Annotated in this window: 14 protein-coding genes; 11 read left to right on the top strand and 3 right to left on the bottom strand. The window is 35.6% G+C overall.

The annotated features are described in order from the left end of the window. Positions 1–21: 21 nt before the first annotated feature. The 4 genes from FA707_RS06880 to FA707_RS06865 are packed head-to-tail and all read left to right on the top strand — an operon-like array spanning position 22 to position 3,130. Positions 22–972 carry an ABC transporter ATP-binding protein gene (locus FA707_RS06880; protein ID WP_136953537.1) on the top strand — a complete coding sequence of 317 codons (951 nt, stop codon included), beginning with the start codon at positions 22–24 and terminating at the stop codon, positions 970–972. Beyond that, positions 944–1,702: an ABC transporter permease gene (locus tag FA707_RS06875; protein WP_136953536.1), complete on the top strand. Its 759-nt coding sequence runs from the start codon at positions 944–946 to the stop codon at positions 1,700–1,702. The genes FA707_RS06880 and FA707_RS06875 overlap by 29 nt, the downstream gene beginning before the upstream one ends. Positions 1,703–1,710: 8 nt before the next feature. After that, positions 1,711–2,424, top strand: a complete 714-nt coding sequence (locus FA707_RS06870) for an ATP-binding cassette domain-containing protein (RefSeq protein WP_136953535.1) — start codon at positions 1,711–1,713, stop codon at positions 2,422–2,424. Next, entirely contained in the window at positions 2,396–3,130 is a 735-nt protein-coding gene (locus tag FA707_RS06865) for an accessory regulator AgrC (protein ID WP_136953534.1), read from the top strand. Before FA707_RS06870 ends, FA707_RS06865 begins: the two co-directional genes overlap by 29 nt. A gap of 38 nt (positions 3,131–3,168) precedes the next feature. On the opposite strand, the gene FA707_RS10465 is transcribed toward FA707_RS06865, so the two are convergent. Both FA707_RS10465 and FA707_RS06850 read right to left on the bottom strand, forming a co-directional pair. Then, a complete protein-coding gene (locus FA707_RS10465) occupies positions 3,169–4,473 on the bottom strand; it encodes a GHKL domain-containing protein (protein WP_168177366.1) in 1,305 nt (434 codons plus the stop codon). Continuing rightward, on the bottom strand, positions 4,473–5,177 hold the full coding sequence (locus tag FA707_RS06850; protein WP_136953531.1) for a LytR/AlgR family response regulator transcription factor: 705 nt from the start codon (positions 5,175–5,177) through the stop codon (positions 4,473–4,475). The genes FA707_RS10465 and FA707_RS06850 overlap by 1 nt, the downstream gene beginning before the upstream one ends. 599 nt (positions 5,178–5,776) lie before the next feature. Here FA707_RS06850 and acpS point away from each other — a divergent pair. After that, positions 5,777–6,133 (top strand): holo-ACP synthase, encoded by a 357-nt coding sequence (gene acpS, locus FA707_RS06840; protein ID WP_136953530.1) that lies wholly within the window; start codon positions 5,777–5,779, stop codon positions 6,131–6,133. A gap of 29 nt (positions 6,134–6,162) precedes the next feature. On the opposite strand, the gene FA707_RS06835 is transcribed toward acpS, so the two are convergent. Beyond that, the gene (locus FA707_RS06835) at positions 6,163–6,516 is read right to left on the bottom strand and encodes a hypothetical protein (RefSeq protein WP_136953529.1); all 354 of its coding nucleotides are present in this window, start codon (positions 6,514–6,516) and stop codon (positions 6,163–6,165) included. 177 nt (positions 6,517–6,693) lie between these two features. Between FA707_RS06835 and FA707_RS06830 the strand changes: the two genes are divergently transcribed. From FA707_RS06830 to priA, 6 genes are all read left to right on the top strand, one after another. Then, entirely contained in the window at positions 6,694–8,442 is a 1,749-nt protein-coding gene (locus FA707_RS06830) for a patatin-like phospholipase family protein (RefSeq protein WP_136953528.1), read from the top strand. Beyond that, positions 8,426–8,644 carry a YdbC family protein gene (locus tag FA707_RS06825; protein ID WP_136953527.1) on the top strand — a complete coding sequence of 73 codons (219 nt, stop codon included), beginning with the start codon at positions 8,426–8,428 and terminating at the stop codon, positions 8,642–8,644. Before FA707_RS06830 ends, FA707_RS06825 begins: the two co-directional genes overlap by 17 nt. 20 nt (positions 8,645–8,664) lie before the next feature. After that, complete coding sequence (locus FA707_RS06820) at positions 8,665–9,549, top strand: YicC/YloC family endoribonuclease (protein WP_136953526.1); 885 nt, start codon at positions 8,665–8,667, stop codon at positions 9,547–9,549. A 90-nt stretch (positions 9,550–9,639) separates the two neighbouring features. Continuing rightward, positions 9,640–10,254: a guanylate kinase gene (gene gmk, locus FA707_RS06815; RefSeq protein WP_136953525.1), complete on the top strand. Its 615-nt coding sequence runs from the start codon at positions 9,640–9,642 to the stop codon at positions 10,252–10,254. Positions 10,255–10,258: 4 nt separating this feature from the next. Continuing rightward, positions 10,259–10,558: a DNA-directed RNA polymerase subunit omega gene (gene rpoZ / locus FA707_RS06810; protein ID WP_136953524.1), complete on the top strand. Its 300-nt coding sequence runs from the start codon at positions 10,259–10,261 to the stop codon at positions 10,556–10,558. Between the two features lie 151 nt (positions 10,559–10,709). After that, positions 10,710–13,133 (top strand): primosomal protein N', encoded by a 2,424-nt coding sequence (gene priA, locus FA707_RS06805; RefSeq protein WP_136953523.1) that lies wholly within the window; start codon positions 10,710–10,712, stop codon positions 13,131–13,133. Positions 13,134–13,149 lie beyond the last annotated feature (16 nt).

Raw genomic sequence — 13,149 nt, 5'->3', positions numbered from 1 at the left:
TCTAATTATAGGAGGTCTATTTTGAATAAACACCTGGAGTTACACTCACTAAGTAAAAAATATAAAAAAGCGAATCACTATGCAAATGAAAACATTAATTTGACCTTTAATCAAGGTGAAATATCAGCTATAACTGGTCATAATGGCGCTGGAAAAACGACAATGTTAAACCAAATAATTGGAATAACAAAGCCTACAAAGGGCTCCATTACATTTGATGGAGTGTCATTTGCAACAGATAGCAAAATAGCAAGAGAATATGTATCAATGATGCCTCAATTACATGCCCCATTAGCTGGTGTAACAATGGCTCAGTCAGTCGAATCAATCTTAAGGATAAGAGGACTTAATCAGAAAGAAGCAAAAAAAGAATGTAATAAAATATTGGAAGAATTAAAAATAGATGAGTGGAAAGACACACCTGGACAGAAACTTTCGGGTGGCCTTAGAAGGCTCACTTCATTTGCAATGGCTGTTGCATTTCCGTCTCCAATTATAGTTCTTGATGAGCCAACTAACGATGTAGATCCAATTAGAAGACAGATAATATGGAAGCATTTAAAAAAACTCTCACATGATGGTCATGTAATCATTGTTGTCACACACAACATCTTGGAAGTCGAAAAATATGCTGACAGGTATATATTGATGAATCGTGGGAAAGTTATTGAGGATAAAAACTTAAAAGAACAATCAATCGAAATAAATGAACGAAACCACATGATCGTAAACTTTATCAATCTAAATGATTTGAAGGAAGTAGCTATACCTAATGCAACACAAACAAATACAGACGATGAAGAGTTAGTGATAGAGATGGAATTAACTAACTATCAAGTACCAGATGCCATTAACTGGGTCATGAACTTGATTATAGAAAGAAAGGTTCAAAACTATAAGGTTTCGCCGAAATCCTTAAATGAAACATATGGAGAGATGATAGATGGAGACGATGAAAACTCACGGAAATAAATCAATAATTAAAGAATTATTTGCATTAATAAAATGGAGCTTGTTAAGACACAAATCACTACTACCTGTTTTCACTTTAACTCAAGCTTTTTTATCAGTAGCGATAGTATACGGATTGGCTTTACTCATACCCGATGTAGATAAAGAAACAGCAGTCTACTTATCATCTGGAGCTACTACCCTTGGAATTATTGCAGTTGGGTGCGTACTTGCAGCTCAAATAGTAAGTACTGCCAAACAAGATGGAATAGTAAGCTATCAAATAACTTTACCTGTATCAAGATTTAGCATTTTGATTGCTGATTTTCTGATTTGGGGAATGGCCTCTCTTCCAGGAGTGTTTATGTCATTTTTAGCAGCATACTTTAGATTTGGAGTTAAAATTAACTTTTCTATAAAAGGAACAATAATTCTTATATTAATTCAATTGTGCATGATTTCAATAGGTTTTGCTTTAGCTTATTGGTTATCTCCAAATGTTGTTGGATTGGCGACTCAGATCATTATGATAGGTGGACTCCTATTTTCTCCAATTACGTACCCTACGGATAGATTACCTTCAGGTTTAGTAAGCTTTTTTGAATTTTTACCTTTTGTTCCATCCAGTAATTTAATAAGGGCAATGTTTTATGGGCAAGGAACTGGTAACTTTAGCAATATTTCGGTGGTTTGTTTTTGGTTAATACTAACAAGCTCACTTTCACTTATTTCACTGTCAAGAAGGGATTGAGTAATAAAGTGCAAACAATAAAAATCAGTAACTTATATAAAAATCTAAGTGATTCGTTCCATTTAAACGTTAGTGATTTAGATTTAGAAGCGGGAAAGATTTACGGATTAGTCGGTCCAAACGGTGCTGGTAAGACAACGTTAATGAAGTGTTTGTGTGGATTACTAAGACCTGATGGTGGAATACTTGAAATAGATAGTAAACAAGTAGAGGTAGCAGATTCAAAATTCTTATCTCAAGTTGGTACAAACTTTGTCAACTCTGATAGTCTTAAGGGTTTCAGTTTAGAAGATATATACAACGATCATGTATTTTATTATGGACTAAAAAATTTGATTACAATCGAAAAACTATTGGATGAAGTTGGATTAAGCGTTAACAAGAACATGAAATTTAATATAATGTCTTTAGGGATGAAGCAGAGATTTTTATTAGGACTTTCTACTGCTCACAATCCTTCTTTAGTCCTTTTAGATGAACCTTTTAATGGACTAGACCCTGATGGAGTAGATCTATTTATAGAAAATGTGAAATCATTGTCAAAAGGAAGAGTGTTAATTGTAAGTAGTCATGTTTTAAGAGACATGGAAACTTTTATCGATGATGTAATTTTCATCGAAAAAGGGAACGTCTTGAAGTCTAAGCCAATGTTTGAAATTAGAAATGAATACAAAGAGGGGTTGAAAGATTATTATGATGAACAAAAACGAAAAACTAATTAATGGTGTAGAATTAAATGTTTTTCAATATGAAATGTCCAAGATAAAAAGTACTTGGTCTAAAGTTTTTTTGATCACAATATTAATTCAATTGATATCATTTATGTTCTTCTCAGTTGTAGGGAAATTTGATGGAAGTTCTGATACGATTTCTTCTTTTCAGGGGATAATTGCACTGTCTAATACAGTTTCGATGTGTGGAATATCTATTTACGGAGCGGTTCTATTGAGAAAAGAGTTGGTAAGATTTTACGTTGGTGACCAAAGAAATAGAACATTTTTATTTCCAGTAGGTAGACAAGAATTGCTTATGAAAAAAACAAGTTCGTTCTTTGTTATAGTTCTAACAAGCTTTGGTAGCGCACTCTTTGTAGCATTCATTGTAGAAGTAATATTGAATTTGTTTTTAAAATTCGATAGTTCAAATATGATCTTTGAGATGTATCTTGGATTTGTAGCTATTGCCACAAGTTGTAGTTTATTATTCTTAATTTTGATCTTGTCAGAAATGATATCAATTTGGAAGCAATCAGAAATTTCGACCGTGATTACGGCAGTGGTTCTTATGTTAATGTTTTCCAATTTTTCTGCAATGGGTTTAATGAATTTTCCAATGATTACCTTTATATCGTCAGTAATGATGGTATTAGTGTTGGCTTGGCTATTTATGGAATTTTCTAAATCTCTTAAAAAAATGGAAGTATATTAAAAAAGCGGAGATCTATTTATAAATAGATCTGCCGCTTTTTATTTTTTTTTGTATACGTTAAAGATGACAACAGTCACAAAATATTTGTCTTCTTCCGTCCAATGACGATATATGCCCCCAATTTGTTGCAAAAGACCGTCTATGTTCTTCATTCCTAAGCCTTCTTCTTTTCTATGAGTCCTTGTTGAAGCCTCTTCAGGATTAAAGTTGTTTGATACTTCAATTAAGAGGTCGTTGTTAAACTGTTTGATGACAATATTAACTTTCCTATTTTCAGGTTCCATCCTCATAGATGCTTGCATTGCGTTATCAATGATATTCCCAATTACAATCGCCAAAACATCGTTGTTAATTTTTATGTTTTTTGAGATGAAAATTTGATTATCAACGCTTATTTGATTTTTTTCTGCTTCAGCAAGTTTTTCATTTAATAAATAATTCAAAACGCCATCCGATGTATAGGTTTTAGTAGGTGGCTCTAAAATATCAAAACTACTCTTAATATAATCAATAGCTTCATTTAGTTCTTCATTTTTAATCAATCCAAGGATGGTTAAGTACTGATTTTTTAAGTCATGCTTTAGCTTTAGAACGTTACTTCTGTTTTTCTTCATTTCATTTAAGATTCTGTGTTCAGCTTCAATGTTTTTCTTGTTGAGTGATATGTCATATTGTTGTTTTTGGTGTTCAAGGGTTATTTTATAAAGGAAAATCACACAAACATTAAGTATGATAACGCTGCTGATGATTGCAGCTTCAGAAACTTGATTGCTTCCTGAATGGTCGTTTCTCATCAATAAACCAAATAAAATGATGATTGACAAAACAGGAATTGAAATTAGAAACAATGTAGAAGTTAAACTTGTTGAAAGTTTAGACTCGTTTCCTTTTACTATTGAAAATTTGATTATTATTATACCAATCAATTCAATTAAAGTGGTAAAGGATATTGAAACGATAGCAAAAGTAGGGTTCTCGTACGATGCGGAGCCTGTACTGATAATCATTTTTGTGAAGTATAAAGACAAAACCTCACAAATCAGGTTCATTGAAATAAGTGTTATTGTCCAAACAACGGAATCTAAGTAGGGAACAGAGTGTAGCTTTGCTACCGAGTATATTAATATCACGCTTAGTAATAAATTTATATAGGGTAAATTTGTATTAGTTAAATAGATACTGGATAGGGTGCTGGCAATTACTACCAAAAAAATTAAAGCAGTCCAGGTTATTTTGTAAAAATTGCTGTGTTTTTTTACTATTTTTGACCAATTGGAGAAAAAGTAAGACACAATAAATAGGTAAGCCAACAAGCTGATATTCCGTAGTATTATACTAAACATTAGATTTTACCTCTCATAGACATTACAATATTTTCATGTGATGAAGATTTGAATCTTCTGCTAATTGGTATTTCAATAAATTCTCCTTTAAAGTTTAACAAAAGAAAGTTGTTCCCTAATTCCTTAATGAATGAGCAATTTATTATGAATGAAGAGTGAATTTGAACGAAATCAACATCTAATTGTTCATTTACTTGGTTTGTTGACATGTATGGCTTATACGTTTCATTAATTGTATGAATAATAACTTGCCTTTTGTCCTTCTCAAAGTAGATAATATCTTTTGTAGGAATTTTATGAGTTATTTTATTGATTGAAAACACGAAATAATTTTTGGACTTCCCTATATGCTGAACAAGTTTATCTAAAACTTGGTTCATTCTATCTTGTGTAGGAGGTTTGAGCAGGTAATCAAAAGTTTGCACTTGGAAAACCTCCTCCATATACTCCTTGTAGCTTGTTAAAAACACAATAGGGGATAGAATGCCTTGCTCTCTAATTTTTTTTGCAAGATCAACACCGCTCATTTCTTCCATTTCTATATCTAATATAAAGAAATCAAAGTGTTCGATTTCAAGTTGATTGATTAATTTTAGTGGGTTGTAATAAGTATAGGTTTCAAACATGCTTTGGTTGTAGTTAGACAGCATGGTGTTTAGCTTTTCAGTTAGTGATGGGTTGTCATCACAAATTGCAACTTTCAACAATCAAACCTCCATTTTTTAAATTTAATAATCTTATTATGTATTAATTTTTAAGTAAAAACAATACCTTGTTGAATTAAGAAAGGATAAAAAAAGGACCGATCCATGATTTCTCACAGAACGGCAAGCTAATATAATTCTTTTGGAATCACATAGAGTACCTAACGGTAACTCTAATTGCATTACACACACATTTGTGTCACAATGATAGATTTTTGATTTAAATATAAATTATGAAAGGGAAGTAATAACGTACTTCTCTTTTTATTTTGCTCCAAATCTTTCTTCTACATATTTTTCTTGTTGTTTTTTGGTTAGCTCCCAGAACATTTTCTGCTCTCCATCAACGGGTTCTGTTGCAAAGTTTTAAATAAAAATAAAATTCCTTATGCTATCTATGAATTAAGCAGGAATTCCCAATAATACCTTGATTTCAGTACAGACCGAAAACCCGAAGAGAGTTCCTTCTTTTCGGGTTTTCTTATAGAAAAGTGTTTGGTTGAAGTAATAAGTGGAAGGATAGGCGGATGATTAGGGTATAGAGATTGCACGGAATTCGTGTTATTCTATGGATAGTAAACCATGAAAGTAGGCATGTTATGAGTATTTTTGGTATTGGAGTGGATGTGGTTGATATACCACGAATTAAACAAATTGTTGAGACGAACCCGAAATTTATTCAGCGCGTCTTAACTGATAATGAATACGAGCAATTTATGACACGAGGAGCTAAGCGTCAAATCGAATATTTTGCCGGCCGTTTTGCCTGTAAAGAAGCTTTTTCGAAAGCTTTGGGTACAGGTATTGGTCCAGTTGATTTTTTTAAATCGATTGAAGTGTTAAATGAAGAGAGTGGACGGCCGGTGGTGACACAATCACCGTTTGACGGAGATGTTCATGTAAGCATTTCACACTCAGAAGCGGTTGCGATAGCCTATATGGTGTTAGAAAAATAAAAAAGGGGCATGACGTTTGTCATGGCCCTTTAGCTTATTTTTGAATGGTATGGTTCGATAAAGCTGACTTTACGAATTGTATGTATCGGTAACATTTTTAATGTCTTAGTCTTCTCGTCTTTCAGAATGACAGTAGTCTCGTTAGAAGGATGGTACTTAACTTTTCCATAGAGTGTTTCTACAGGTTCTGTAATAGTATCAGATACTTGCAGAACAGTTGTTGCTTTTAAAGAAGCAGCACGAATTAATTGTGATTTAATTTTTTCTTGCTCTTTTTTTGTGATCAAAGAGTCGTCGAGGAAGGATGCGAGAAAACGTTGTGACGAGCTTGAAATGATTTTGGTCAGGTATTTGACTTGATGTTTCATTGTTTGCTTCTCCATATTTTCTCCTCCAAACTTTTACTAATACGTTCATTATACGCAATAAAATTGGATTTTTCAACTTAATAGCTGTGAAGATTCGATGATCGTTCAATGAACGTCTAACCAATCATATAAATATCAAGATAAGGAATTTAAGGTATAATGGAAGAGGAAAACAAAAGTTGAGGTGACAAAATGAAGTTTGGAGAACTGGTTGAGGACTATCAATTATCATGGTCAGAAATCGATTCATTTATACAAAATGCTCGTCCTATTGTAATCAGAATACCAAAAGACCAAGTCTTTCGTGTGAAGTGGTTCGAAGGTTATTATCGTCCGAAGCAAACCGAAAGTAAGCAGTTTTTCTATATTTATGGTTCAAAAATTTTGCTAGGTTTACGTTGGCGAGTTCGTGATGAGAATACATTAGTCCTGGAAGAAGCGCTATTAAATGGTAACTATCACATTGAGCGTGATGTGGTGATTAAACTGTTACAGGCGGCTCATGAGTTGGCAAACGTTAGGAGTATTTTGGTTGAAACAGCGAGCTGTGAACCGTCTTGGCGCTATTGGTTGAAACAAGCGGGTGCGGAAACGGATAGTGAAGGCTTAGTCTTGACACCGACATATCGCCAGGGCTTAGTTCTTAGTGGCGGTGGTGCCAAAGGTGCGTATCAAATTGGTGCTTGGCAAGCTTTTAACGAAGTTGATTGGACGATCAACATTATTACAGGGACTTCAGTTGGAGCGCTTAATGGCGGCTTAATCATGCAAGGTGATTTTGAGGCAGCTAAGCAAATGTGGGAAGAAATTGCGACTGATAAAATATTGGATTTCCCCCTTGAAAGTGAAGGTAGTGTTTATCAGCCAGAACAACTTCTGGATAATATTCAAGCTTTCATTAAGGCGGCGTTGTTAAATAAAGGTGTCAGTACTGAGCCGCTTAAGACAATGATTGATAAGTTATTGATTCCAAGAAAAATTAAACAAAACTTGGCAGATTTTTACTTGTGTACAACGCGTTTGAGATCAATGCGTGAACAAGTGATTGAGATTAAGAATCAACCTGATGAGCTAGTTTCACAATGGCTTTTGGCATCTTCATCGTTTTTCCCTGCTATGTCGGCTACAGATGTGCAGGGTGAAGCCTACATTGATGGTGGCTATCGCAATAATATTCCGCTGGATGTCGCGTTAGAGCGAGGGGCGACAAGTTTGATGGTTGTCGATATCGTCGGTCCTGGTGTGACGAAAATAAATACGATTGCGCCGGAAATACCAGTTCGCATGCTAAGAAGTCATTGGTCGTTAGGGACTGTGTTGTTATTTGATCATGAGCGTTCGAAATGGAATATTAAACTAGGTTACTTAGAAGCTAAGAAAATGCTAGGTGATTTGAGTGGTAGACATTATAGCTTTAATTATGCAGCTGAACAACAACCTTTGCGAGCAATTAATTATCGTCTATTACGCCGAGTATTTAGTGACAAGCAAATTAAGGTTCTTTCAAATGATGAATTAGATGCAATCATTAGGAAAATTCGTAAGTTAAGTAATGACAGGGTTTCAGTTCATACATGGTTGTTTGATTTGTTTGAACATCTTGCTAAAATATTAGGTGTTGTGCCTACGCAAGTATATTCTTACGAATCGTTTATTGAAGAAATAGTGATGGCATATGATCAAGCTCGTGGCGAGAAGACACAAGTGTCGGCAGATATGTTATTATCAATGGGAGAATACTGGCACCGTTATTTTGGTAATACGCCACTCATCAGTGAGCGCGCCCAGTTGTTATTGTTAACCGATTTGAGGTTACAAGACAAAATTTCTACCGATATTTATAAGAAAATCGCTTTAATAAATGCGCCACTTGTTATTATGGCGCAAATGTTGGCAACATTTATAGAAGAAAGAGGGAACGAAGATGGCTCAAGAATTTAAATATGAAATCGTTGAAGAAATCGCTGTATTATCAGAAAATCCAAAAGGTTGGCGCAAAGAATTAAATCTAGTAAGTTGGAACGATCGTCCAGCCAAATTTGATTTACGTGATTGGTCACCTAACCATGAAAAAATGGGTAAAGGTGTGACGTTATCAAATGAGGAATTTAATTCCTTAAAAGAAACCTTGCAAAATATGTAACGTAAAGGAGCCCTGTCAAAATGAAAAGTATGACTGGATTTGGTAAAAGTCAACAGATAAACCAACAACTACAAGTTGAAGTTGAAATTAAGAGTGTCAATCATCGTTTTTTAGATGCTCAGTTTAGAATGCCACGTGAATTGCTGGCGTACGAGAATGATTACAAAACTATTTTAAAAGAAGCAATTCAACGTGGTCGTGTAGAAAGTTACATCACGTTAAAAAACAGTGGTGAAGCGCAACAAAAATTGGTCGTTCATTGGGAATTATTAGATGAGTTAGTATCATCTTTAAATGAAGCAAGTGAAATGCGTTATGCTAATCAAATGTTTAGTCCTGAAGCTATCATGACAGGGCTAATTGGCAACCAACAGTTTTTTGAAGTAGAAGAAAATAAAGAGCTAACTGAAGAGTCGTTAGAATTGATTAAGCAAACCTTCCTAGAAGCTGTTCAACAATTGGATACAAGTCGCCAAGCTGAAGGTCAGCAGATTGCTAGCGTATTAACAGAATTATTGATGGAATTTGAAGAGCAGATGTTGCGTGTTAAAACGATGGTCCCTCAGATTGAACAAGATTACCGTACCCGTTTAGAAAAACGTTTAAGCCAAGAAGTCGGTGAGCATTATGAAGAGGGGCGCTTGTTGACAGAATTAGCCTTGTTAATTGAAAAAGGCGACATCCAAGAAGAGTTAGATCGCTTAGTGATTCACATTAAGAAAGCACGTGAATTATTAAGGACTGAAGGAGCGATTGGCCGCGAGTTTGACTTCTTATTACAAGAGATGAATCGTGAAGTCAACACGACCGGTTCAAAGTCGGTCAATATTCAAATTAAAGAAACCATCGTGCAAATGAAAACAACCCTTGAAAAGATTAAAGAACAGATTCAAAATATCGAATAAATACGTCTGTAAATGTCGTTTATCTCTTGAAATTCTAACGATTTTAACGTAATATAAAAGATACTATTGAAAAGTAGAGAGGACGACAACATGTCAAGAAGAGGACTATTATTTATCTTGTCAGGACCATCTGGTGTAGGTAAAGGGACAGTAAGAAAAGCCTTGTTTGAAAAAGAAGGCAATGAATTAAAATATTCAGTATCAATGACCACTCGTAATATGCGTGATGGAGAAGTCGACGGTGTTGATTACTTTTTCCGCAGTCGTGAGGAATTTGAACGATTAATCGAAGAAGGCAAAATGTTAGAGCATGCTGAGTATGTTGGTAACTATTATGGTACACCGCTTGATTATGTTAATCAAACACTTGATCAGGGTTACGATGTATTTTTAGAAATTGAAGTACAAGGTGCGATGAAAGTCAAAGAAAAAGTGCCTAATGGTATTTTTATCTTCTTGACACCACCTGATTTAGGTGAATTAAAAGCACGTATTATCGGACGTGGTACAGATGAAATGTCTGTCATTGAAGAGCGTATGGAAGTAGCGAAACAAGAAATCGAAATGATGAGCCACTATGATTATGCGGTTGTTAATGATAAAATTGAATTAGCCGTTGAGCGTATTGAACATATTATCGAAAGTGAACATTTGAAAGTATCGAATGTTTTAGCACATTATAAAGAAATGATGAAGGAGTGGTAGACAAATGATGTTAAAACCATCAATCGACTCATTATTAGAGAAAGTCGATTCAAAGTACTCATTAGTAATTTTAGCTAGTAAACGCGCCCATGAATTAGAATTAGGCGCAACACCAATGAAAGAAAACTTTTATTCAGTTAAAAATGTTGGTCAAGCTTTAGAAGAAATTGAAATGGGCGATGTTGTTATCGACCCTAACCCAGAATTAAAACGCGAACTACAACGCCAAAAAGAAGAAATACATTTGGCCGAAAAAAAACGCGAACGCAATGAACTAGAAGCAAAACTAAGAGAAGAAGCATAGAGTGCTTGAAGATGCGTTTAGCTTCAAGTAAAATATTCCATTTATGGAGCTGTGGCAGCGATGTCTCAGCTCTATTCTTTTTGTAACAGACAAATCATTGATACTTTAGTAAAATAGAAGCAATTGGAAGAAACGTTAAGGAGGTAAGAATGTGCAAAAAGTAGCAGAAGTAATCGTCGATGTCCCTACCATGCAAACAGACTTGCCTTATTCATATCTTATTCCGCAAGCCTTAGAAGATAAAATTAAACCTGGTATGCGCGTAATTGTCCCCTTTGGTAATGGTAACCGTAAAATCCAAGGGTTTGTTATTGAAATTAAAGATAATATATCACCAACGGAGACAACATTGTTGAAAAGGATTGAGGCGCCGATGGATTTAGTACCAGTTCTTTCACCAGAGTTATTAGAATTAGCTGATGAGATGCGCCGGACAACTTTGGCGTTTAAAATCACGTGTTTTCAAACGATGCTTCCGAATGTCATGAAAGCCTCTTATGATAAAAAAGTAGTAGTCCGGGAGCACTGTCCGCAAACTATTATCGATGACGTCTTTGATGGTCTATCAGAGCTAAGTTGGGAACTGGCTGAACAACAAGGTAAATTACCTGTCATTATGAAACTTCGCCAAGAAGAATTAGTTGATGTTGTATACATCGTAAATAAAAAAAATCGTGCCAAAACCGCTCGTGGTTTTAAGGCACGCTTGTCGCAATCTGAATTAGTCGAGGTTAAAGCATCACTTAAACCAAATGCCAAGCAACAGCATCTCTTAGTGGATGTTTTATTAATGTTAGACGGTAATGCGATATCAAATAGCGAAGCGAAAGAACTTTATGAGTTATCCGCCCCAGCAATTAAAACAGGTGAGACTAAAGGCTGGGTTGAAATTGTTGAACGTGAAGTACAACGTGATCCCTATGCGAATCACTCGTTCAAACAAACGTATGCGGCTACCTTGAATGCTGAACAGCAAGCGGCCTACGAAGCCATTACTCAAGCTGTTCAGGAACGTCAAGCGCAAACTTTCTTACTGCAAGGGATTACTGGTAGTGGGAAAACCGAGGTTTATCTACAAGTAATTGCTGAAGTATTGAATGAAGGGAAAACTGGGATTGTATTGGTGCCAGAAATTTCATTAACGCCCCAAACTGTTCGTCGTTTTAAAGAACGATTTGGTCCTGAAGTGGCAGTATTACATAGTGCTTTATCAGTCGGAGAAAAATACGATGAATGGCGAAAAATTGAACGTGGTGAAGCCAAAGTGGTCGTTGGGGCACGTTCAGCTATTTTTGCACCACTTGATAATTTAGGGGTCATTATTATTGATGAAGAACATGAGAGTAGTTATAAGCAAGAAGAGAATCCACGTTATCATGCGCGTGACTTAGCGATTTGGCGTGCAAATTATCATCAGTGTCCGGTTGTGCTAGGAAGCGCAACGCCGTCATTAGAGACGCGTGCTCGTGCGCAAAAAAATGTTTATCAATCATTATATTTAACACAACGTGCGAGTCAAGCTAGTAGTCTACCTACAACTGAAATCATCGACATGACTGAAGCTGAAACGTTTGGTAAAATGCAGACTTTTTCTCGTCATTTGTTAGAAAAAGTTCACACTCGCTTGCAACGTAAAGAACAAGTCGTGTTAATGTTGAATCGTCGAGGATATTCATCATTTGTCATGTGTCGTGATTGTGGCTATGTTGTGCCGTGTCCAAACTGTGATATATCACTAACCTTACATATGGACAGTCACTCGATGAAATGTCATTATTGTGGACATGAAGAAGAGATTCCGAATACATGTCCTGATTGTCAAAGTCAGAAAATTCGTTATTATGGAACAGGCACGCAAAAGGTGGAAGAAGAATTGCAACAACTGTTTCCAGAAGCGAGAATTTTACGTATGGATGTCGATACGACCCGTCGTAAGGGCGCACACGAACGGCTACTAGAACAATTTGGTAATCATGAAGCGGATATTTTGCTAGGGACTCAGATGATCGCTAAAGGGCTAGATTTTCCAAACGTTACCTTAGTAGGTGTCTTAAATGCGGATACGGCGCTTAACTTGCCAGACTTTCGTGCGAGTGAGCGTACCTTCCAGTTGTTGACACAAGTGAGTGGTAGAGCGGGTCGTGGTGATAAGCCTGGTGAAGTCGTCATTCAAACGTTCAATCCTGAACATTACGCGATTCAACTCGCGCAACGCCAAGACTATGAGCGATTTTTCCGTTATGAGATGAAGATTAGGCACGAAGCAAATTATCCGCCTTATTATTTTACGGCGCAAATTATCGCTAGTCACCCGGAAGAAAATGTGGTGGCGAAGAAGATGTATGACATATTACTAGGATTGAAAGAGCAATTAAGTGACCAAGCGATTGTCTTAGGCCCAACGCCAAAAGCAATTATGCGTGTCAATAATCGTTATTTTTACCAAATTGTGATAAAATATAAAGTCGAACCTAATTTATATGCGTACTTACGCACGATTTTAGAAAATAACCAAGCAGAAATTAGCAAAGGGTTGAAATTGTCAGTTGATACTGACCCCTTGAATTTTGTTTGATGACTTGAAATGAGGA

Source organism: Vagococcus zengguangii, from assembly GCF_005145005.1.
GTDB classification, from domain to species: domain Bacteria; phylum Bacillota; class Bacilli; order Lactobacillales; family Vagococcaceae; genus Vagococcus_A; species Vagococcus_A zengguangii.
This window is presented reverse-complemented; position numbering and strand designations above follow the sequence as displayed.

Excerpts from the sequence above, each read along its gene's own strand:
- FA707_RS06875 (WP_136953536.1), top strand. The coding sequence starts at position 944 with ATGGAGACGATGAAAACTCACGGAAATAAATCAATAATTAAAGAATTA.
- FA707_RS06865 (WP_136953534.1), top strand. The coding sequence starts at position 2,396 with ATGATGAACAAAAACGAAAAACTAATTAATGGTGTAGAATTAAATGTT.
- FA707_RS10465 (WP_168177366.1), bottom strand. The coding sequence starts at position 4,473 with ATGTTTAGTATAATACTACGGAATATCAGCTTGTTGGCTTACCTATTT.
- acpS (WP_136953530.1), top strand. The coding sequence starts at position 5,777 with ATGAGTATTTTTGGTATTGGAGTGGATGTGGTTGATATACCACGAATT.
- FA707_RS06835 (WP_136953529.1), bottom strand. The coding sequence starts at position 6,516 with ATGGAGAAGCAAACAATGAAACATCAAGTCAAATACCTGACCAAAATC.
- FA707_RS06830 (WP_136953528.1), top strand. The coding sequence starts at position 6,694 with ATGAAGTTTGGAGAACTGGTTGAGGACTATCAATTATCATGGTCAGAA.
- FA707_RS06825 (WP_136953527.1), top strand. The coding sequence starts at position 8,426 with ATGGCTCAAGAATTTAAATATGAAATCGTTGAAGAAATCGCTGTATTA.
- FA707_RS06820 (WP_136953526.1), top strand. The coding sequence starts at position 8,665 with ATGAAAAGTATGACTGGATTTGGTAAAAGTCAACAGATAAACCAACAA.
- gmk (WP_136953525.1), top strand. The coding sequence starts at position 9,640 with ATGTCAAGAAGAGGACTATTATTTATCTTGTCAGGACCATCTGGTGTA.
- rpoZ (WP_136953524.1), top strand. The coding sequence starts at position 10,259 with ATGATGTTAAAACCATCAATCGACTCATTATTAGAGAAAGTCGATTCA.